Consider the following 21,857-nt stretch of genomic DNA (forward strand, 5'->3'; position numbering starts at 1 on the left):
CTCGATAAGCTCCCTCCTCTGCACGAATAGCATCTATTGGATAATCAAATTGAATCCATTTTGAATCTGATGTACATTGGGGTTCGCAATGTTGCTCGTTATCAGATGGTTAAACGTTGCTGAACCATTGCCGGTATACGTATATATCGCTGCTCCTTTGTGCGGCGTTGTGAAGCGCGATGTCTCAATTCCATCTAGACCGGTACCATTAATATTGATGTTGTTAAACACTATGTTCTCGAAACCACCGCCGTAGCCGAATTGAATGGCACTCCTCTGTGTATTGAGAATATCGATGTTCGTAAAGGTTACATTCTTAATGGCATCATTGGAAGCTTCCAGATCGATCGCTCCGCGTTCCCCGTTATACAGATCCTTGCTGGTACCACAATTAATAATCGTGGTATCCGAGAACTGAATGCCTGTGTTGTTTTGGAAATGGTACCCCGGGAAGACGGTATTCATTCGGATTGCTGAACCGCCAACTGTATCAATAATCAGATTGTTGGTGGCCTTATGTCCGCTACCTCCAAAAAAGGCGATTCCCGCTGCACGCCAGTTGTTCTCGATGGTGTTGAACGAAAAGGTGTTGTTCACTCCTGCAGGGGCACCATTCACGTTGCTGGTCCATACGGCCAGACCATCATCGCCGTTGTTGCGAACACTGCTATTGCGCACTGCCGAGTTGCTCGTGCCTTGGGCAAAATTGACACCATCAGCAAGGTTATTCCGAATACGACTGTTCTCAATTACCAAGCCATCGGCGATGATCGCTGGTGTGTGTGCATAATCCCCTACCCAGAACCCGCATTCAAAATGCTCAACCCAAACATTGCTGACCTTTGAGTTTTTACCAAAATTGTCCATAAAGCCCTTGTAGACTGCATTCTCACTATAGCGTGAGCGAAGCATGGAGTTCATATAGACATTGCTAAAATCCAGTTTTCCTTGCACCCGGAAAGAAATACCACCCGATGCTGCATTCGGATTGGTGAATTGAATATTTGTGTGCCAAATACCTGCACCAACCACAGTTAGGTTATTAATCATGTTTGTTGGCGTTCCAATCTTCCACATGTTGCCCAGATGGAATGTACCTTCTGGGATATATAACGTTTTTCCTGTAGAAACGGCGGATTGAACGGCTGCTTCAAATGCGGCAAGGTCATCCTTTCCATCGTTAGCCACCGCACCAAAATCGGTTACAGAAACAGCGTTGGCCGGACGCGAGATTGCAGCAGGTACAGATTCAATTTCAAGAAAATCAACGCCATATTCAAGGCTATCCCCATTGGTCTTTTGAATACGAATCGTGTCTCCAGCTTTCAGAGGTGTATCCAGTTTCCAGTGAACTTCGTCAAAACGGAACAATGGACGTCCTGCGCTTGGCGTATCTCCCGGATGATCACTAGAGAAATACTGCCAGTTGTAATAAGAGGTCAGGGGAACGGTTTTGACCTTGCTGTCATTTACATACACATCCAGCGATCCATCCAGTCCCATACCGTCTGCCGAATCCGGCATCGTAAATCGCATGGTAACTCCGGCGCCGCCTTCGCCTTGTCTGACCGTCCATTGTGCGTAGGAATCATTGGTTGGCAGGGCAATATACTTCTGCCCCGAGGCTTCCGACGCCGTTAATGCCTGGTCAAAAGTTGGTGCTGACTTCAGCGTTGCACTACCTCCACGAGTAGCATCATCCGTATCGTACCTTGTGTACGGCATGCTTGCTCCGCGGGCAGAATATACAGTCAGCGCAGTTGTCGATACGTTGTTCGATTGTTTTACCTGGGCTTCATTACTATCAGCGGCAACGGTCGTTGTCACATTATAGTTTCCGTTTGCAGCTGTCCAGCTGCCGACATTGACATTGACGGATGCACCCGGAGCCAACACACCGTTATACGAGCCAGAGTACGTCTGAATCGTTGCTCCGGCAGCATTTTTGAGTCCAACTGTAACACCGTGCGCACCGCCTGCTGAAGGCTGATTTCCCTGATTTTTCAGATTAACAGTAAAAGCTACCGTGCTGTTTGCGGTAGGATTGCTCGGACTCCAAGAGACTGTTCCTACCAGATCCGAGCTTGTAATTGGTGCAATGATCAGAGCAGATGAATGCGTATAGTGGTTGTTACTTTCATTCTCTTCGATGATCTGATTTTTCTCATCCACCTTCGCGCTTAGCGTATATGATGCGGCGGTCCGGTTGCCGGCGTTAAGCGATACTGTTGTTGAAGCCCCGGCCTGAAGAGCATTTACAGATGCAGAACCAGCCAGCTCATTATTCAGATAAAAGTTGACGATAGATGCCGGAGATGCAGCAGAGCCCATGTTTTTAACTATGGCATTCAGCGTGATTGGACTGTTCTCCACAGGTGAAGAAGGCGTCCAGGACATGCCTGTAATCGTCAAGTCGGGATTCGGTGCAGCGGTGCCAAATACCTGAAATTCAGCAATTTGACCAGCTGGTGCGCCCGAGTTCGCTGTAATGTTTAATTGCAGACGTTTCACTGTTGCTGGAACGGGAATCTTCACGTTGTTACCTGAAGCTGGATTAAACGTGTACGATTGGGCAGACACCAAATTGCTGAAAGTGGTTGTGTCCTGGTTATGTCCAAGTACTTGAATCGTCTGCGTTCGTGTACTCCAAATCGGATCCGGGTTTAGTCTCAGTACAATGGCTGTAATCTGATGATTGGAACCAAGGTCCAGCGTCAGCGTGCTCGGATTGCTGCCTCCCTCCCAGTACGTATAGATATTATTATCGTTTGCATTCGCAGCGACATAAGACTGACTGCTGGAAGATGCCGTGATTACTTTACCGATTGCAATATTCGTTCCTTCCACAGGCGCTCCGGGTTCAGTCGGTTCAGGATTGGGTACCTGCGAAGGTGGACCGTAAATTTCAAATTCAGACAATTGAGCAGCGGGCCATTCAGTATTTCCGGTCACCATGAGACGAACATATCGTGTTTCTTTTGCTTCAAAATTAATCGTAGTCGTATTCTCTGCCAGGGATGGATCAAATATATAGTCCTTGGAAGCAACGATATCTGTGAACGTTGAACCGTTACTGCTTCCTTGGATGGTGATCGTCTGTGAGCGAGTTTCCCAAGCTGAAGGCAGCTTCAAGTTGATTTGTTCAATAGTCGTATTTGCTCCAAGATCCACTTGAATCCATTGCGGAAAGGCGTTGTTTGCACTCTCCCAATACGTCGTCTGATTATTATCAATCACATGGGCCGGGCTGTACGTTTGGTTATAGCTGCTTGCGGTAACCTGTTTACCCAGTGCAAGATTCTCCCCACCAGCAGCCGAAACTTTGGCAGGAAATCCTACATTCAGGAATACGTTGGAGACCAGCATCGTTAATACGAGTGACCATACAATGTATTTGCTGCGCATTTAATTCCTCCTCAGGATGCTATATAAACCGCTACTTAAAACATTCTCTGGGTCATTACGAGCGCAGTACCATCTTCGATCGCTGATATCCCCGGATTTTTTGAATCCCCTTCTCAAAGGGAATATCCGGTGAAGCTTATGCTTCCGATGCAGCATTCTTTCAGAAAGCTTTTAAGCGAGCACTCCGTTTCATAAGATCAGTCGGCTCTGCCTCACCTTTAACGCATGGAAGTTCCTGCGGGTTATATAGCATAATTTTTTTCAAAAAAAGGTGAAACTAAATTTCAGCTTATTTAACGTTCATATAACGCTCGTAAGCATCATTACGGATGGTCACCAACCGTTCAAGACCCATGTCATTCAGCTTTTTGACATAAGCATCCCACCCCTCTTCAATGCCACCTTTCGTTACCCATTGGGCACGCATCGTTGCCACATAACCATCAATATCCGTTGTCAGCGTTGGCAGCTCCTGAAACTCTTCTGCATTGTACATGACCTTAGGATAAGGCGTTGTCACATCTGCGCTGCCCAACTGATCGATTTGCAGTTTGAGTCCGTCTCCCGCCTCTGGATTGAGCTTGATGTTTTTTTCAAAGGGAGGGCTTACATATTTAGGCCCAAAATCGCGCAGCGATTGATCCCAGTACCAGGCATCGGCGCTTGTGCCTGCAGGAGGATCCATAAGTGTGTAGGTGCCATCATCATTTTTCTCAATAACAGTTCCGATCGCACCCCAGAAATTCTGAATGCTAGCTTCATTCGTATAGAATTGATCGGCCCAGCGTGCTGCTACTTCCGGAACCGCACAAGAACTTGTAATGAGCAATTCATTACGTGCCAGATTCATGCCGCCAGGGTCACCTGGCTGATAACGTTTGCCATCAGGTCCGGCAATAGGCGCAATCGCTTCATACTGGTCGCTCCACTTGCCAAACACCGCATCAGGGGTCCATTGGTTACTGAAGCCGACAATGGGAATGTCTGCATTTTGCCATTTGGCTGAGGTCATGGTGTTGTCTTGGGTGAACAATTCCTGATCGATCAAACCTTCTGAATACAATTGGTGTGTGTAAATAAGAGCTTCTTTATAAGCGTCCGTTGTCGGAAAATAGACTGGTTTGCCATCCTGAATGATCATGCTGCTCGCATTAATATCCGTGATCCCGAACGGATTCAGAAAGTCCATATTCAGACCCGTTTCCGTGTATGGAATTTCATCCGGTTTCCCGTTTCCGTTTGGATCTTTCTCCTTAAACGCTTTCAATACCTGATACAGTTCTTCTGTGGTTGTAGGTGCCTTCAACCCTAGTTTATCGAGCCATGCCTTGTTGATTACAGGTTGATTCCTGCTCTTCGGACGGGAAGGTAATCGGGTAGGCATAGAGTAAATTTTGCCGTCAGGAAATGTGCTTAGTTTCTTCATGTCTGGCGTCTCTTCCATCGCCGCCTTCAAGTTAGGCATATACGAATCGATGTATTCATCCAGCGGACGGAAATAGCTCAGGTTATTGACAATGTCCGAATCGCTGAACACCTGATCCCCCAGAATAATATCCGGAAGCGTACCACTCGCAAGCATAATCGATTTCTGCTCACCCCAGTCATTAGAGGACATGACCTGCCACTCAATTTTCACGTTGGTCTCCTTCTCCAAATCCTTAAGCCATTGGTTCTGGGTGAAGGTGTCACCCATGTTCCCCCAGCGCACCGTTAGTACTTTGAGTGTTACCGGATTATTGACAATCGGCAGTCCTTCTTTATTAAAATCGCTTGATATTGGAGTCTCTGCAACCTCGCTGCTATTACCACTGCTGCATCCAACAACGCTTACCAGCATCACTGTAACAAGCAGCAAACTATTTATTTTGGTGAAAAACTTCTTACTTATCTTCTTCCCCATGTGGGACCCTCCTTGATTCGTAATGAATGACATCTGCCTTATTCCTTCACTGCGCCGATCATCACCCCCTGATTGAAATACTTTTGGATGAACGGATAGACACACATGATCGGAATCGTGGCGATAATAATCACGGAATACCTCATTAGATTTGCAAGACGCAAGGCGACTTGTGCTGCCTCCCCGGTTCCCATGCCCGACTGCATCTGATTCGTAATGAGAATGTTACGCAGAATCAATTGAAGCGGATACAGGTTAGGATCTTTCAGATAGATGAGGGCATTAAAATATGAATTCCAATACCCTACGGCAATCCACAGCCCCAAAACTGCGATGATTGCTTTGGACAACGGCAGTACAACCAGCACAAAATACCGCAGATTACCACAGCCATCGATCTGGGCTGCCTCCCATAGATCCCCAGGAATGCTGGTCTGAAAGAATGTCCGGGCGACGATCATATCGAACACCACAACAGAAAACGGAAGTACCATGACGAGAAACGTATTGTAAAGGTGAAAATCGCGAATGGTTAGGAAGGTTGGAATTAAACCGCCACTAAAAAACATCGTAAAAATAAAAAACAGAGAGAAAAATTTTCGTCCAACCAGATCTTTTCTTGATAAGGCATAAGCCGCCGAAATATTAACAACAAGTCCGATAAGCGTTCCTACCACCGTGTATAGAATGGTATTACGATATCCGATCCATATATTTTCGTGCCTCAGCAGTTCCTGGTACCCCTCAAGAGTAAAGCCTTTGGGAAAGACCCATACCTGTCCGTTAGCCACAGAAGAGGGATCACTGAAGGAGGCAATGACTATAAAATAGATTGGGTACATGATTGCAATCAGAAATAGAATAGCAAAAGCGTACATTATAGCTCCAGCCACCGTCATGCGTGATCGTCGCTTCACTCGGGGAGTTCTGGTGGTTGCTGCCGTCTCCATAACGCTCATTTGGTTTTTCTCCCCTTCACCATAGACTGTTCTCACTGTATTTCTTGGACAACTGATTCACCAGAATCAGCAAAATGAAATTAATCACCGTATTAAACAGGTTAATTGCCGAGGAGAAGCTGTATTGACTGCTCAGCAAACCGATTTTGTATACATACGTAGACAGAATCTCACTGGAAAGGATGTTCAAGTCGTTCTGCATAAGATAGACCTTCTCAAATCCAACACCCAGCAGTCCGCCCATCCTTAGTATGAGCAGCGTGATCGCCGTCGGCAGAAGCATCGGAATATCAATATAACGAATCTTGTGCCACCTGCTTGCCCCATCGACCGTTGCCGCTTCATAGAGGCTTGGATCTACGGCAGACAACGCGGCAATATAGATGATGCTGTCCCAACCGACGTGCTGCCACACATCAGACCATACATAGACACTGCTGAACAGAGCCGATGAGCCCATCAAGTCCGGCGCCTGTGCTCCAAACAGCTGATACATATTGCCAACCAGTCCAGTGCTAGGCGAGAACAGAATTAGCATTAATCCGACCATGACTACCGTTGAAATAAAGTGGGGCATATAGGAGACGGTCTGGAAAAATCGCTTGAATCTCCCTGCTCTCATCTGGTTCACCATTAATGCAAGCATAATCGGTAGAGGAAATGTAGCCAAACTGTACAGGCTGATTATAAGTGTGTTACGTATCGTATTCGTAAATTGATAGGAATGAAAAAACTTCTCAAAATACTTGAATCCCGCCCATGGACTGCCCCCGATTCCTGAGGCCGGACTATAATCCTTGAATGCGATAATAACGCCGTACATTGGCTTATAAGCAAAAAGTAGTGTTAACACGACAGCCGGTAAAAGTAAAACGTAAAGCCCCCAATTGCGCCTGATTCTTTCCATTGTCTTTCCAAAGAATAGTGGGTAAGTCCGCACAGTTCTTTCTTCCCTCCTTCCAATATACTGATGTTTTTTTCCCGTTTGAATCTTTCATCTCAGGAATAACCTCAGTATAAACGGCTTCCCACTCTCTTTATCGGACCCCTTCGTACGGTATTCGGACTTCTGATGTTCCTTTCTGGGGTTGCCAGCGAGTAACCTCAATCTTGCGTAAGAAAACATATTGCAATCCAGACCTTCATGTGTGTATTCCGGACTTTTGAACTCGAAAGAAGCAAATCTTTATGTTTTTTTCAAGCAAAGGTTTTATACTATTTCTGAGATATTAAAGCGTTTACATTATGAAGCATTCAAGAAAGGGTGTATTGTTCTGGCAAACCTGGGCGCCATTAAACCCTATCCGATTCGGCATTATATTCGCATGATGTTCGTCATTTCATTTGTCGTGTTTGTTCTGGATCTGATCATCAGTGTCGCTTCCATCTCCTTGGTCAGGCAGCAGTCCGCCCAATACTTGCAGGACACCACGGATCTGTACATTAATCGCATTAATCATGATTTTGCCTACATTAATCATTTCATGGGATGGACTCTTGCCAATGACGAAAATCTAGAAACGATGAATACGTATGGTGTGAATAGCATTCCTTTTCTGAAGTCCAACGAGAAATTACATAAGCTTTTTGCCGAATTACAACGAAACTATGGCCAGTCGTACAATTTCTTTTATTATTTGGAAAACAGTGAATACTTCCTCAACTGTGCGCCAATAAGCATCTCTTATTCGGATTATTCTGAAGTGAAAAGACAGATCATTACTCTTACTCGTGATAAAGCTGTATATGAGAAGTTCTATTCCCATTGGACACCTATTCACGTGAATGGCACTTCATATCTGATCAATATTGTGCCGTACTACAATAGGTATCTTATTGCGTTGATCTCCGCAGATGATCTCATCGCTCCGTTACAGCAAATGAATCTGGGTGCGAGCGGATACGCCTCTCTCGTGGATGTGAATGGCATGCAGCTTTCCGGACCTGCCAGAGGAGAAAACAGCGTTGAAGCGAAGCCTTCGTTCATGGATGTGCTCCAGTCAAATAGCGTTGTCAGCAGCGACTTTTCCAACGCGGATTTTAGTGCACGCATGGTTATCAAATTCGGTGCATTTGAGAAAATCATGGTGGCTCAGCTGCTCATCATGCTGCTTTTTTTGATTGTAACCTCCTCATTAAGCGCAATCCTTATGTTTTTCAGAAAGAATCTCCTTGTACCCATTCAGCGTTTTTCCAAAAATCTTGCTCGAATAAACGAGGGGGATGAGGCGACAGATCATAAGAGCAGCCGGATTATGGAACTGGAACAGGTTAATGCACAATTCAAGGAACTGGTCGGCCAGATTAAGCGTTTCAAGATTGATCGCTATGAGCAGGAATTGGAGAAACAGAAAATACGTTTGGATTATATGAAGTTACAGATCAAACCTCACTTTTTCCTTAATTGTCTGACAAGCATGTACAGTATGGCACAGATGCAAATGTTTGAGGAGATTGAAAGTATGGCACTCGCCACGTCCCGGTATTTCCGTTATATCTTTCAAAGCGGAGATAATTTCGTTCTGCTGGAGAACGAAATTGAACATGTGAGAACGTATCTGGACATCCAGAAATCACGTTACCGGGATGCGTTCTCCTATCGTATTGCAACGTGCGAAACGATCACAGGTATCGCTGTTCCACCACTGGTTATACAAACCTTCATCGAAAATGCTGTCAAATACGGAGTCTCACGGGAACGGGAATTATGTATTACGTTATCCGTAAATGTAGAACAACAGGAAAATGGTGATCGAGTGCTGATCCATATCTCTGATACGGGACCTGGATTCAAGACAGAAATTCTTGAAGCTCTCATCCGTGGAGAAGCACTGGAACAAACAGGAGGCAACCGGATTGGCATTATGAATACCATTCAACGTTTGGAGCTGTTATACGGGCATGAAGCTGCAATTACGTTTGCAAACGACACAATTGGCGCTCGAATCACGCTTTCCTTGCCTAAAATGGTATTGAATTCAGAGCGTACTGGAGAGGTGATAAATCATGAATGTATTGCTGGTTGATGATGATTACTTTGTTGTCATGGCATTGGAGAATAAAATTGACTGGGGAGCCCTGGGAATTAATACGATCTTCACTGCCTACAATATTGCGCAAGCCAAAGAGGTACTGCAAAATCATCCGGTTCAGATTCTTGTTTGTGATATTGAGATGCCTCAGGGAAGCGGACTCGAGCTGCTCGCCTGGGTCCGTGATGAATCGTATAACATACAAACGATCTTTCTTACCAATTATGCCGACTTCAACTATGCGCAAAAAGCCATCGAATTGCAAAGCTTTGATTATTTTCTAAAGCCCATCGAATTCGACAAGTTGACTCTGATTATTCAGAAGGCAGTTGCCAAAGCCCAGGATCAGCAGTTTATTCAGAAGGCTATTTATGAAGGTGAACTTTGGCAGAAAAATAGAAGCAAGCTTATTGAGGACAGCTGGCGCAGGCTCATCTCCAGTAAAGTCTATCTGTCCAACTCCGCTGATGTTTCTGCATTTTTGACTGAGCAGCATCTGCCTTATGAGGCAACGGATTTATTTCTTCCTATGCTGGTTAATCTGTTTCCGTATGATGGTACGCTGGGCAAAACCGACAAAAACCTGTTTGATTACGCTTGTTTGAACGTGATGGTTGAACGGTTTCAAAACCGTTTGTTCTCTATTGAAGCGATATCCGAGATCAAGGATCATAACTGGATGGTTATTATAAAATGGAACAGGTTACCGGATGTACAACTTATCGAATTGATGTGCAGCGCCTTCATTCCGGAGGTAAACAACTACCTGAAATCGGATGCCTGCTGTACGATCGGCTTCTCCCTGCCGCTCGGGCAAATCCGTCATACGGTGAATGAGCTATTGTTGATGAATGAAGAGCGAATCAAACACCGCAACCAAACCTACTTGCTGGAGAACTATAAAAAGCCCGAATTAGATTATATCCCGCCTGATCTGGGATTGCTGGAGCAATTGCTGAATGAGAATCGTTTCCAATCCTTTCTGGATGAAACCGGTCGTTATATGCATCAACTTGTCCATGAAGGCAACGTAGGTACCGCTGTTCTCAGTCTGCTTCGACTTGATCTGGTGCAGCTTGTTTATGCCCAATTGAAAAGTAAGGGAATTGAAGTCCACAAGCTGTACATGGGCAGTACGAATGATCAATTGTTCATGCAGTCTCTGCATTCGATTGAAGATATGCAATCATACATTGCCTATCTGGTCAATACGGCTGCGGAATATTTGAATGTTTCCGAGCAGCCGACGTCGGTTGTACACGAGATCTCCCATTATATACGCACCCACTATGGAGAAGATCTGACAAGAAATAGCCTTGGAGACAGGGTCTATATGAACCCTGATTATCTCGCAAGACTGTTCAAGAAAGAGATGGGCATGTCCCTCGGCAATTATGTTATTCACATCCGTCTTGTAGCTGCCAGGCATCTATTGGAGACCACCACACAATCGATTCATTCCATTGCCGGACATGTGGGGTATACCAACTACTCACACTTTACCAAACTGTTCAAACAGGATACAGGATACAGCCCCAATGAATATCGTAAAAAGTATAGAGAAACGAGCTCATCGATTACGACTTATCAGTAGGCGGCATCTGACGATGCCGTCTTTCACCTTGACAATCAAGGATTTTCAATAAAAATAAAAGGATTTTCCTTTTATCTCGCTTAATCCTCCTTTAATCATCCATGTAGAGAAATGTTTTATTTCTATATGCTTATACGAAAGCCAAAGATTTTTAATCGGCAAAACACAAACAAAGGAGATTTTTTCTTGAACTCAAACACTGCTCTTATAAGAAAAAACGATGCTAGCATGTCGTCTTCCAAACGTTTTCCCTGGGTCGGGCTGCTGGCCCTGGCTATGGCAGGATTTATCTGCATTCTTACAGAAAGCCTGCCTGCTGGATTACTTCCGCAAATTGCACAGGATCTTGGAGTCACAGAAGCACTCGCTGGACAATTGATTACTCTCTATGCGGTTGGATCTCTTCTAGCCGCCATACCTTTGACAACTGCCACCCGCGGCTGGAGACGTCGGCCGCTTCTTCTGCTGTGCATTATCGGCTTTCTTGTATTTAACACGATCACCGCATTATCTTCCAATTATGTGCTGACGCTTGTCGTGCGTTTCTTCGCAGGTGTCTCGGCAGGTGTTCTGTGGGGGATGACGGCCGGTTATGCACGTCGTATGGTGCCTGATTCGCTGAAAGGTAGAGCGATGGCCGTAGCCATGATTGGCACCCCGTTGGCACTCGCGTTGGGGGTTCCGGTTGGCACGTTTTTCGGTGCTTATACAGGGTGGCGTTTCATTTTCGGAGCAGTATCTTTACTAGCTGTAGTCCTTATAGGGTGGGTGCTCTGGAAGGTACCGGATTATGCAGGTGAACCTGCGGGGGACCAACTCCCTTCGCTCAAGGTTTTCCTGATTCCCGGTGTACGGCCGATTCTGTTTGTCGTGTTGGCGTGGGTATTAACCCATAATATTTTGTACACTTATATTGCACCCTATCTTGCGGAAACTGCGTTTGCTCAGCGTGTGGATTTGGTTCTTCTTATTTTCGGAATCACCTCGGTTGTTGGCATTTGGGTGATAGGCATGTTGATTGACCGTTTTCTAAGAATACTGGTTTTAATCAGCATCACAGGATTTGCTTTGGCTTCTGTAAGCTTGGGAATCGGAATGAATCAACCTGCAATCATCATTCTTGGTGTTTCGGTGTGGGGGCTCACGTTTGGCGGGGCAGCTACTTTACTGCAAACGGCAATCGCACAAGCTGGGGGAAGAAGCGCAGATATAGCCCAATCTATGCTGGTGACCGCATGGAATATCGCAATCGGCGGAGGGGGCATTATCGGCGGATTTCTCCTCGAGCTGTTTGGAGCTGGATTCCTTCCGGGATCATTAGTTATCCTCTTACTACCCTCTTTGCTTGTAGCTTGGCTAGCTAAAAAGCATGGTTTTCCTTCCTAAAAAAATCCATAAGCATGTATAAGATAAAAAAAATGAATCCGCTGTAGAGCGGATTCATTTTTGGAGTTTATAGAAATACATCTTATACAAGCAAATTCGTTTCTCCAATCAGATTTTTATAAGCGATCGGTGAAGACATCGCGATCAGAGTCGTATAGGTTCCGTATTGATCGCACCGATTTTCAAATTCCTCCAGCTCCTGAGTGGTTTCCGTGAGGATCTTCAATAAATAATTATGCTCTCCACTTATCCGGTAACATTCCGTGACCTCCGGTGAAGAACGACAAAAATCAAGAAAAGGATAGCAATTCCGAGTCCGAACAAGCATATAGGCTGTGCATTGCTTACCCAATTTTTGCGAAGAAATGACGGTTCGGTATTCCTCGATAGTACCCTTTTCTTCCATGCGTTTTACACGTTCAGTTACGGCTGGCTGAGACAGCCCTACCAACTTTCCTAAATCTGTCATTGATAATCTCGCCTGGTTCTGTAGATGGAGCAGGATGTTTTTATCGATTTCGTCCAAGAAAATTGCCTCCCTTTATTTTAAAAGTTATTTCATTTAAATACCTTTAGAATTATCGTAAAGTTCTTAGACTAACTTGTTTGCTATATGTAAGGTAACAGAAATTATTTATATAATAAACACACTTGCTATAAATAATCAAGTGAATTACATCAGGAAAGGATGAGAAACATGAGAAATATAGATTTGGAATTGGTGCATAAAAGCGTCAACGATGTAATTGAACGCACACTGGAGGAAAAAAGGATCGTGGGTACCGTCGTTCAAATTGCATTAGGCGGAAATCTCATTTACAGCAGGCCTGCTGGTTGGGCCGATCGCGAGCAGAAACGGCCGATGCAGGAAAATGCTTTGTTTAGATATGCTTCGGTAACTAAGCCGATCGTGTCAACGGCAGCCTTAGTATTAATTTCGCAAGGGAGATTGCACTTGAACGATCTGGTGGAAAAATGGTTGCCCACCTTTCGTCCAAAACTGCCAAACGGACAGTATGCTCCCATGACCGTACACCATCTGATGACACATACCGCAGGCTTAACTTACCGTTTCTTCCAGGAAAAAAAGGGAACTTATGAGCTTGCCGGGATATCGGACGGCATGGATCTTGCGGGCATTACACTAGAAGAGAATCTGCAAAGACTTGCTTCTGTCCCACTTCTATATGAGCCGGGGAAAATGTGGAGGTATTCCATAGCAACAGATGTGCTCGGAGCGGTCATCGAAAAGGTTACTGGAATGCCGTTAAGTGAAGCTGTACGGCTGCTTGTAACTCATCCGCTTTCCATGATGGATACAGATTTCAAGGCCGTGGACACGGACAGATTGACTGCGGCATATGCAGACAGCACTGGAGAGCCCCGTCGCTTGCATGATTTTGATACCGTTCCTTTCGTCGAGGGGACGGCAGGGTTCATCCTTTCACCCAATAGGTTTACTGATAAGACTGCTTACCCTTCTGGAGGAGCCGGCATGATTGGCAGCGCAGGAGACTTTCTTAAACTGCTGGAAGCTTTGCGACAGGGAGGGCATCCGATTCTGCCGAGGCCTCTTGTCACGGAAATGACAACCAATCAAATTGGTGACCTTGTGATGCCCTATTGGCCGGGGAGAGGTTTTGGACTTGGTTTCACGCTGCTAAAAGACTCAGCAGAAGCAAATACACCTGAATCGCCAGGTACGTGGCGGATGGGCGGTACCTATGGTCACTCCTGGTTTGTTGATCCGAGTGAAGAGCTTAGTGTTGTAGCGTTCACCAATACGGCGCTTGAAGGAATGTCAGGCAGGTTTACAACGGAGCTGTGCGAATCTGTCTACAAAGGTATTCGAGAAGGATGTAAAGAGTAAGAAAGTAATACAATCCGTAGTTAACTAAACGGAGAATGAATACATTAAAACAGCCGCAATCTAAGACTTTATTTCTCCAGTTCAAGACTGCGGCTGTTTTTATATTGCAGCGATTCTTCCAGTGAATCGTAGGAAAACGTCACGTACATGGACATGTTTTTCTTCGCATGAGGCATCTGCCTTGTTCGATGTGGCGCAAAATCCTCTACTTAAGAAAGCTGCAGTGGATCCTAGGATCTCCTGCAGCTTTTGTAATTAATAGGCTCCATGTAGTTTAAAGTGATTGCTCACTTTGAATAATATAATTAACTATTTTTTGAGCATCGTATCTAACCCAACCTAATAATGCAGAACCTCGTGAAGTTTGCCAAGGTAATCCAATAAAGTATAGCACTTTCACAGGAGACACCCCTTCTCTATGTATAATAGCGCATCCTGAATCAATGGCGTTAGCAATATCAATCCACTCATCATTTCGTTTGAAACCTTGCTATAATCTACTCTCTTCTTGCACCTTATTTATTTTAGTCTAAAACAAAATAAACACTTCTATTATAAAATAAAAGTCGCTCATTAATGTAATAGGGTAAAAGCAAACAGAGCACTCTCCAGGAGAGCGCTCCTAGTAATTCACTTATAGTTGATGCTGGAATTAACTTTTGTAACGGTATTCATTTTATTTAGGATGACCAATGCAAATATTGCAATCGCAATCCCTACAGCACCAATCCATGTAATCGACGTGAGAGAGATCGTTTCAATAGCTATCCCTCCCACTCCAGCACCTGCTGCCATAGCAAGCTGCATCATGGACTGATTAAGACCAAGCATAACTCCTGATGCTTCAGGTTCGATTGTCGTTAAATGATATTGCTGCGTTGGACCGGATGACCATGCTGAGAAGGACCACAACAAAAGTACGATCATTACACCAAGTAATGTATGGGTCACAACGGACAACAGGATCAGCATGACAATGTGGAGTGCCAATCCACCAGATAATGTTCGATGAACGCCCCAGCGGTCCGTACTGAAGCCGCCGATTTTGGAGCCAATCATGCTGGCTATACCAAATATAAGCAATGCGCCGCTGAGATATTTATCACCTAGTCCCGATACTTCAAGCAAATAGGGAGAGAGATACGTATAAGCGATGGAGTAACCTCCAAGCCAAAAGAAGGTAATCGATAATCCCAATGCAACTTTAGGCTTTTTCAATAAACTTAGCTGCTGTCTTAGCGGAATGGGCGCGTCCCCCTTAATACGCGGAATGGCGAAAGAGAGAATGATCATTGCAAGGATCCCCAAAAGTGCAATCCCCCCAAACACGGATTTCCAACCAAGAGTGTCGGCTGTGATTCGTCCAAGAGGTACACCAACGATTAATGATGCCGTGAAACCCATAACCACTGTGGCTATAGCACTTGCTTGTTTACCTGCAGGTGCTATTTTAGCTGCAATATTTAAAGCAGTGACCACAACAACTCCTGCACCAATCGCCATAATGATACGAGCAACTACAAACAGTCCATATCCTGGTAGGGTAAATGCGAGGATATTAGAAATCACAAATATTCCTAGGCCAATAGTGATTAATTTTCGTCTGTCCATACTCGCGGTTACTGCCATTAGAATTGGAGTGAATATAGCATAGACCAGAGAAAAAATGGTGATTAACTGACCAGCTGCAGCCAGTGAGACATCAAAAGACCCAGCTACCTTATCTAAAATGCCAGATAAAATATACTCAGAAGTCCCAACCAAAAAACTAACGATAGCTAAAATATAGACTTTCAAACTCGATGACATATATAATACAACTCCTTTAATAAAGTATAAAAAATGACATATAGATAAATGTGGATATGTATAATTACAAATAAACATATAACGAATTGTCGAAATGATTGGCGAAGAAAAAACTGAATTCTTGGTAAGAACTCAGTAATGACTTACATATCATTCATCATATAACGAGCCAACTGTTTTATGGCTTCCTCGTCTCTCTGATAATACGTAAATTTGCCTATCCGTTTTGTTGTAATCAACCCTGCCCGCTGTAATATCGTAAGATATTGAGAAGCCGTTGACTGTGTCATGTTAAGCTTGTCGGTTATTTGACTTACACAAACCCCTACTTCCTTCATATCCACTCCTTCATGGGGTTTGAAATGCACGTATGGTTCTTTGAGCCACTGTAAGATCTGTAACCTGGATTCATTCGAAATAGCTTTAAATACTTCAATTGGATTCATAACATTTATTATATCGATCATTTGCGATATGTCAATTTAATTTTCTTAAAACATATAAACCATGGAAAGTACCAATAAAATAACTGCGGTATAAAGTCTTTTGAGCTAAAATCCAGATTTTTTTAGACGTTGCTACAGTTCAACAAAAACTATCGGAACCTACGAAAAAAAGGTTCCGATAGTTTTGTTTTTTTCAGTCTTATTCAGATACCGGATAATCATGTCCGGCAAGATCAATAACAGAACGAGGCTGCTATACAAACCAAATGTATAACTACTCGCATAGTCCAAGCCGAAGCCTTCATTGAACGTAAACGTGATTAGATGAATCAACATATTCGTAAAACAGAAAGCATAACTTCGGATCATGTAATTCCGGTGTTTTACGATTCGTTTCTTTTTAATATGCACAATCGCCATAACTGTCATGACCGGCCAAATGATGTTGATTATGTTAAATGCGATGCTGTTGATTTTGCCGCCTGTGGAATAAGGAGCCATGTACCCGGATGTCAGCACAACCATCATCACAGAAACGACATAGACATACCCGTTGATCCGATGAATCTTCCGGTGTTTCTCCAGCATGAAGCGTGAAAAATTGACTAATCCTGCTGCCATTGCTAAACATGCAAATGCAACATGAATGTACATGATTTTCAGCCATACCGGAAGATTCAATTCACGCTTCAGCCCGGTCTTGTGACTGAGAAATACGGTTGCTTCCGGATCGAATACGTAGTGCCTAACTAGCGAATACAGAATGAAAATGATGCTGACCCCGACCAAAACGCGGTAGGCCATGTTTGTTTTTTTCATAAATGAACCTTTCCATTTCTAATTTCATCTGTCGTTACATTGAAGCTCAATCAATCTAAGCGATGCCCAGTCAGTTTCGATGCTGGCAAGAAGCCAGCCTTGGCAGTTCCAGTCATCACATCCCCTTGCACGATTACCTCAAAATAAAGCTGTAACTTCATCGGTTTGCTCACCCGAAGATCCCACACTAGTTTATCACCCTGAACCCGGGGATGAATGAGTTCCACAGTCTCACCATCTTGCGTAGCTGTGCCCCGAATGCTGCCGTTATCTGTATGAATCACTAACCTAGTTTCAAGTTTTCCAATTGGTGTTGAGATGATGACTTCCCATTTCCCTTCGTAAAGAGGCTCAGAGGCATGCACCTCATCTATGGCAACCGGCGCGAATTTTATTCCCTTTTCTTTTCCTGTCGCGTCCATGTCATCCGCCCGCACCACCCCTTCTGCTTTCCATACCGTTCCCCGCCGCTCAAATTCAAATAGCTGTTCCACAGCATGTGCAATGCGAGGGCCTAGTGTACGTTCCACTAAGTATAACGCAACATCAAGTCCAGAAGTCACACCACCTGCACTCACCAAATTACCGTCATCTACAATGCGTGCCTGAATAGGAAATGCTCCAGTAGCGCCCAAAACTCCCATGCCCATATGATGCGTAACTGCATGCCTGCCTTCAAGCAAACCAGCCATGGCAAGCAGAAGCGAACCGCCACACACCGTAGCAATTAGGACGTCTTCTCGCTCCAATGCTTGTCTAATTTGTACAGAAATTTCTGTACCAGCAGCACGGTTTAGAATAATTGGAATTGAATTAGCCTCCTCTCCAAAGACTTTACCGGATGAGCCTGGCACAAGGATCATGCCCCCACATTCAGGATCCAGTTTCCCTGTTGCCTCGATCTCCAGCCCTTGAATGCCACTTGTGACGTGCCGTGGCCCTTCCGCGGTGACTAATTCTACCCTCAGGGCTTCTTCGGCATACATCGATGCCGCAATAAATACTTCATAAGGCGCAATTGCATCCAATAGATCAAAACCATCAAACAACACAATTTGAACATTCAGCATAAATATGTCCTCCCTATGATTTCGATCTTGATGCAGGGGATTCTCCCTGTTCCTTTTAAAAGGATACCAACAAAACCTCTCGAAAGAAGGCGCACACTCGCCACAAAACCATCAACAAAATATCACAAAATTATAAACATTCATTGGTTTTCAATACGACCATGTTACACTAGGTTTTGAAGGTGGGATACGTATGAACGATTCAATTACTGTGCTTATTGTTGACGACGACATTAGCATTGTCGAATTATTAAAAGACTTTTTGGAACACGAACAATTCCGCGTCATCACGGCTTGCAACGCTACTGAGGCCTGGGATACCCTCCAGCATTGTGCCATTCAATGTATTGTTCTGGACATCATGATGCCTGGACAGAACGGCTTCGATTTGTGCCGCCAGATTCGCAAAGTAAGTCCTGTGCCGATTTTGTTCTTAAGCGCCAAAAGTGATGACGTGGATAAAATTAGAGGGCTTTCGCTGGGTGGAGATGACTACATTGTGAAAACGGCTTCGCCTGGCGAAATTGTCGCTAGAGTCAAGGCCGTATTAAGACGTACCTCTTCCCCAGCTCAGACCACGGTAGAATCTTTGCTGGAAAACGGTCATCTGCAATTAAACCTCGTATCAAGAGAAGTATTTGTAGAAGGCAACAAAGTCATGTTTACCCCCAAGGAATATGAATTGTTGCTGCTGTTTACCCAGCACCCCAAGCAAGTATTTACGTATGATCAATTGCTGGACAAGTATTGGGCTGGCATTGGCGATAGACATACGGTTCGTGTGCATGTAAGCCGCCTGCGTGAGAAGATCGAAATCGATCCGGCTAATCCGCAATATCTGGTGAACGTTTGGGGCGTGGGATATCGCTACGAAGGAGGTTCACGTGAGAACGTTACGGATTCGTAAACTCATGCTGCTTTTTCTGCTGTTCATCCTGCTGTTACCTTGGCTCCTCTTTTTGACCACTCATTATATCGAAACCGGAACCTTACGATTTTCCGCAGCTCCACTGGTGAATGAAGAACAACAAATGCAACAGAATGAGATCATTGGGCAGATCGAAGCGAATATGAACCGCTGGAGTGTACCCGAATGGCAGGTGCAGTTGAAAGGCCTGTTGGATGATACAAACATGAATGTTTCCCTGTTCTCCGCTGCCGGACAGGAGATTTATCGTACTAATGCGGACCATAACAATAGATATTCATCTGTTGAACGATATACATTGCTGGCAGATGGTCAAATAAAAGGGAAAATCGAACTTTACATTCCTAAAACAAACCAGCTCCAAGTGTTCTCCATCTTTATCGGATTTTTGCTTGCCTTGTTTGTCATCAGCATGGCGATGCGGCATTTTTTGATCAAACCGCTTGAGAGGCTTAGTACAACTGTGCGATTGCTTGCTTCTGGGGATTGGAATGTGCCTATTCCTGCTTCACACATCAAGGAGATTGCCGATGTCCGGGATGCTTTCGACGAGATGGTGCAAGGATTGCAAACGTCTCACTTGAAACAAACGAGCCTCGAAGAAGAACGTCGTTTCGTCATCGCCGCTGTGGCACACGATCTTAGAACCCCACTCTTTGCACTGCGTGGATACCTCGAAGGACTTGAGCTGGGGATAGCCCAATCACAAGAAAAAACAGCGAAGTACGTCGCCGTATGCAAAGAAAAAGCATTACAGTTGCACCGTTTGGTCGAGGATCTATTTACGTTTTCCAAAATGGATTATAGCGAAGTTATGCTTATCGAAGAAGTCGTAAACCTGCACACTGTTCTGCAGCAATCGGTAGAAAGTGTGGCGCCATCGGCTCAGCAAAAGAATATCTCAATAAACTTGCATTTAACAGGTACATGCATTGTTCGCGGCGACGCTCACCTCTTAGAACGCGCGATCAGCAATTTGTTAGATAATGCAGTCCGATACACGCCTGATTTCGGAAAAATTATAATAGAGTGCAACAGCATAACCGACCAAGTCAGGTTTACAATTCGGGATACGGGTTCAGGATTTGCAGAGAATGAACTGAAGCGGGTATTCGAACCTTTATTTCGAGGCGAATTGTCCCGGAACCGTTCTACTGGAGGCAGCGGTCTGGGCATGGCTATATCCGAACGCATCATTCGGCGACATGGAGGCGAACTTATGGCCGACAACGATACCCGCGGCGGAGCGCTCTTGTCGGGATGGCTTCCATCCGTGAAATAATAATGTAAGAGGCTGACAATTGATTGATAGAGAGCGGTCCATTAATCAAAAAATAGCAGCTGATCAAATAGATCAGCTGCTTGCTTAGTTTTATTAAGCTATCGTTTCTTCGTTAGTTGAATGACACACTCTCTCCAATTTGCGAAACTGAGTATCTTGTCCAAAGATCAATAATCTAAGTCTGTTATTATTCGATGCAATATAGTTTTGCCATCTTCATCCTTGGCTCGGGACAAGAACTTGTACCGAAAAATAAAAAAGCCGCTAAAATAGCGACTTCAATGGGACCATGTTCTTGTCCCTCAACATTTTTCTTTTCTCCTTAGCGGATTAAACGGATTAGAGAAGGTATTAGTTGTCGGATAATTAAAGGGTCTGTTTGGATATCGTCCCGAAGTATTCCACAACTACCTCACGGAATTCGAGAGCAGCCTGCGATATGTACCTACTCCTGTGCCATAACAAAGCAATCTCCCGTACCAACTCATGATTCTCTACTTTGAGATATTTGATATGTTCCCCAGAATACCTTGCTGTACTTGGTATAAAGGCTATGCCAATCCCCGCTTCCACTAGAGAACTTAGCCTTGCAGGTTCATCACCTTCGTACACATATGTAGGTGTAAATCCAGCCGATTTGCATATAGAATCCACCAGATCGCGAGTACCGTAGCCTCTTTTCACCCCAACAAAAGATTCATCCCTTAGCTCAGTCAAAGATATGCTGTTTCGGTCAGCAAGCCGATGCCCTTTGGGAACAGCTACAAGGATCGGGTCGATGAACATGATTTGACATTCAATGTCTTCCCCTCGTATAGGAGGTGAGGACAAGCAAAAATCAACCTCTCCTCTATGAAGAAGCGTAACCATTTCCTGCGTGGTGAGCATTTGCACATGAAATTGGATATCAGGTCGCTTGTTCCGAAACTCTCGAAGGATCTGAGGCAATGTACTTGCGGTGGTCACCGCCAATTCGAGTGTGCCATGTTCTGCGCTGGATAAATCGCTAATCTCCTGCTTCCCCTGTTCTAATTCAAACAATGCCCTTTCTGCACGGCGATAGAATCTGCTTCCAAACTCATTCAATCGCAGTTTCCTCCCTACTCGATCGAATAAGGGGACTCCCAAATCCTCTTCCAAGCGCCCAATCGTTTTGCTTAGTGATGATTGAGTGACATGCAGACTTCGTGCTGCTTCGGTCATATGTTCCAAACGAGCTACCTCGAGAAAATATTTCAGTTGTAGAAGTTCCATTTTTCACCCTCCGCTCATTCCCTTGAGTCAATGAAATTATAACATAAAATGCATTGGAATAAATAAATGATTTCAAGTACGATGATGACACTAATATACA

General features: G+C 44.6%; 16 protein-coding genes. 6 read left to right on the plus strand and 10 right to left on the minus strand.

All coding sequences use genetic code 11. From position 1 onward, the window contains the following. Nucleotides 1–33 precede the first annotated feature (33 nt). From MHB82_RS15820 to MHB82_RS15835, 4 genes are all read right to left on the minus strand, one after another. Entirely contained in the window at nt 34–3,405 is a 3,372-nt protein-coding gene (locus MHB82_RS15820; RefSeq protein ID WP_341175231.1) for a discoidin domain-containing protein, read from the minus strand. Nucleotides 3,406–3,694: 289 nt separating this feature from the next. Further along, nucleotides 3,695–5,308 (minus strand): extracellular solute-binding protein, encoded by a 1,614-nt coding sequence (locus MHB82_RS15825; protein WP_341175232.1) that lies wholly within the window; start codon nt 5,306–5,308, stop codon nt 3,695–3,697. 38 nt (nt 5,309–5,346) lie between these two features. Next, nucleotides 5,347–6,207: a carbohydrate ABC transporter permease gene (locus MHB82_RS15830; RefSeq protein WP_255247813.1), complete on the minus strand. Its 861-nt coding sequence runs from the start codon at nt 6,205–6,207 to the stop codon at nt 5,347–5,349. A 76-nt stretch (nt 6,208–6,283) separates the two neighbouring features. Beyond that, nucleotides 6,284–7,174: an ABC transporter permease gene (locus MHB82_RS15835; protein WP_095357948.1), complete on the minus strand. Its 891-nt coding sequence runs from the start codon at nt 7,172–7,174 to the stop codon at nt 6,284–6,286. A gap of 418 nt (nt 7,175–7,592) precedes the next feature. On the opposite strand from MHB82_RS15835, the gene MHB82_RS15840 reads away from it, so the two are divergent. The 3 genes from MHB82_RS15840 (at nt 7,593) to MHB82_RS15850 (ending at nt 12,279) form a co-directional block, all read left to right on the plus strand. Next, on the plus strand, nt 7,593–9,293 hold the full coding sequence (locus MHB82_RS15840) for a sensor histidine kinase (protein WP_341175233.1): 1,701 nt from the start codon (nt 7,593–7,595) through the stop codon (nt 9,291–9,293). Beyond that, nucleotides 9,274–10,893: a response regulator gene (locus MHB82_RS15845; protein ID WP_095357878.1), complete on the plus strand. Its 1,620-nt coding sequence runs from the start codon at nt 9,274–9,276 to the stop codon at nt 10,891–10,893. The genes MHB82_RS15840 and MHB82_RS15845 overlap by 20 nt, the downstream gene beginning before the upstream one ends. Nucleotides 10,894–11,079: 186 nt before the next feature. Further along, a complete protein-coding gene (locus MHB82_RS15850) occupies nt 11,080–12,279 on the plus strand; it encodes an MFS transporter (protein WP_441339377.1) in 1,200 nt (399 codons plus the stop codon). 82 nt (nt 12,280–12,361) lie between these two features. On the opposite strand, the gene MHB82_RS15855 is transcribed toward MHB82_RS15850, so the two are convergent. After that, entirely contained in the window at nt 12,362–12,805 is a 444-nt protein-coding gene (locus MHB82_RS15855; protein WP_095357877.1) for an Lrp/AsnC family transcriptional regulator, read from the minus strand. A 171-nt stretch (nt 12,806–12,976) separates the two neighbouring features. Here MHB82_RS15855 and MHB82_RS15860 point away from each other — a divergent pair, with 171 nt between their 5' ends. Continuing rightward, entirely contained in the window at nt 12,977–14,149 is a 1,173-nt protein-coding gene (locus MHB82_RS15860; protein ID WP_095357876.1) for a serine hydrolase domain-containing protein, read from the plus strand. 630 nt (nt 14,150–14,779) lie between these two features. Here the strand turns inward: MHB82_RS15860 and MHB82_RS15865 are convergent. The 4 genes from MHB82_RS15865 to MHB82_RS15880 form a co-directional block, all read right to left on the minus strand. After that, complete coding sequence (locus MHB82_RS15865) at nt 14,780–15,958, minus strand: MFS transporter (RefSeq protein WP_095357875.1); 1,179 nt, start codon at nt 15,956–15,958, stop codon at nt 14,780–14,782. Nucleotides 15,959–16,101: 143 nt separating this feature from the next. After that, entirely contained in the window at nt 16,102–16,404 is a 303-nt protein-coding gene (locus MHB82_RS15870; RefSeq protein ID WP_095357945.1) for an ArsR/SmtB family transcription factor, read from the minus strand. A gap of 159 nt (nt 16,405–16,563) precedes the next feature. After that, nucleotides 16,564–17,223: a DUF2306 domain-containing protein gene (locus tag MHB82_RS15875; protein WP_341175234.1), complete on the minus strand. Its 660-nt coding sequence runs from the start codon at nt 17,221–17,223 to the stop codon at nt 16,564–16,566. Between the two features lie 50 nt (nt 17,224–17,273). After that, on the minus strand, nt 17,274–18,293 hold the full coding sequence (locus MHB82_RS15880; protein ID WP_341175235.1) for a DJ-1/PfpI family protein: 1,020 nt from the start codon (nt 18,291–18,293) through the stop codon (nt 17,274–17,276). A 193-nt stretch (nt 18,294–18,486) separates the two neighbouring features. On the opposite strand from MHB82_RS15880, the gene MHB82_RS15885 reads away from it, so the two are divergent. Next, entirely contained in the window at nt 18,487–19,200 is a 714-nt protein-coding gene (locus MHB82_RS15885; RefSeq protein WP_095357872.1) for a response regulator transcription factor, read from the plus strand. Further along, nucleotides 19,178–20,503: a sensor histidine kinase gene (locus MHB82_RS15890; RefSeq protein ID WP_341175236.1), complete on the plus strand. Its 1,326-nt coding sequence runs from the start codon at nt 19,178–19,180 to the stop codon at nt 20,501–20,503. The genes MHB82_RS15885 and MHB82_RS15890 overlap by 23 nt, the downstream gene beginning before the upstream one ends. A gap of 366 nt (nt 20,504–20,869) precedes the next feature. On the opposite strand, the gene MHB82_RS15895 is transcribed toward MHB82_RS15890, so the two are convergent. Next, nucleotides 20,870–21,757: a LysR family transcriptional regulator gene (locus MHB82_RS15895; protein WP_341175237.1), complete on the minus strand. Its 888-nt coding sequence runs from the start codon at nt 21,755–21,757 to the stop codon at nt 20,870–20,872. Nucleotides 21,758–21,857 lie beyond the last annotated feature (100 nt).

This window comes from Paenibacillus sp. FSL K6-2862 (assembly GCF_038005125.1).
GTDB lineage: Bacteria > Bacillota > Bacilli > Paenibacillales > Paenibacillaceae > Paenibacillus > Paenibacillus illinoisensis_A.

What these genes read in the sequence shown, in the direction of transcription:
- MHB82_RS15820 (WP_341175231.1), bottom strand. Translation starts at nt 3,405, where the DNA reads ATGCGCAGCAAATACATTGTATGGTCACTCGTATTAACGATGCTGGTC.
- MHB82_RS15825 (WP_341175232.1), bottom strand. Translation starts at nt 5,308, where the DNA reads ATGGGGAAGAAGATAAGTAAGAAGTTTTTCACCAAAATAAATAGTTTG.
- MHB82_RS15830 (WP_255247813.1), bottom strand. Translation starts at nt 6,207, where the DNA reads ATGACGGTGGCTGGAGCTATAATGTACGCTTTTGCTATTCTATTTCTG.
- MHB82_RS15835 (WP_095357948.1), bottom strand. Translation starts at nt 7,174, where the DNA reads ATGGAAAGAATCAGGCGCAATTGGGGGCTTTACGTTTTACTTTTACCG.
- MHB82_RS15840 (WP_341175233.1), top strand. Translation starts at nt 7,593, where the DNA reads ATGATGTTCGTCATTTCATTTGTCGTGTTTGTTCTGGATCTGATCATC.
- MHB82_RS15845 (WP_095357878.1), top strand. Translation starts at nt 9,274, where the DNA reads ATGAATGTATTGCTGGTTGATGATGATTACTTTGTTGTCATGGCATTG.
- MHB82_RS15860 (WP_095357876.1), top strand. Translation starts at nt 12,977, where the DNA reads ATGAGAAATATAGATTTGGAATTGGTGCATAAAAGCGTCAACGATGTA.
- MHB82_RS15865 (WP_095357875.1), bottom strand. Translation starts at nt 15,958, where the DNA reads ATGTCATCGAGTTTGAAAGTCTATATTTTAGCTATCGTTAGTTTTTTG.
- MHB82_RS15870 (WP_095357945.1), bottom strand. Translation starts at nt 16,404, where the DNA reads ATGAATCCAATTGAAGTATTTAAAGCTATTTCGAATGAATCCAGGTTA.
- MHB82_RS15875 (WP_341175234.1), bottom strand. Translation starts at nt 17,223, where the DNA reads ATGAAAAAAACAAACATGGCCTACCGCGTTTTGGTCGGGGTCAGCATC.
- MHB82_RS15880 (WP_341175235.1), bottom strand. Translation starts at nt 18,293, where the DNA reads ATGCTGAATGTTCAAATTGTGTTGTTTGATGGTTTTGATCTATTGGAT.
- MHB82_RS15885 (WP_095357872.1), top strand. Translation starts at nt 18,487, where the DNA reads ATGAACGATTCAATTACTGTGCTTATTGTTGACGACGACATTAGCATT.
- MHB82_RS15895 (WP_341175237.1), bottom strand. Translation starts at nt 21,757, where the DNA reads ATGGAACTTCTACAACTGAAATATTTTCTCGAGGTAGCTCGTTTGGAA.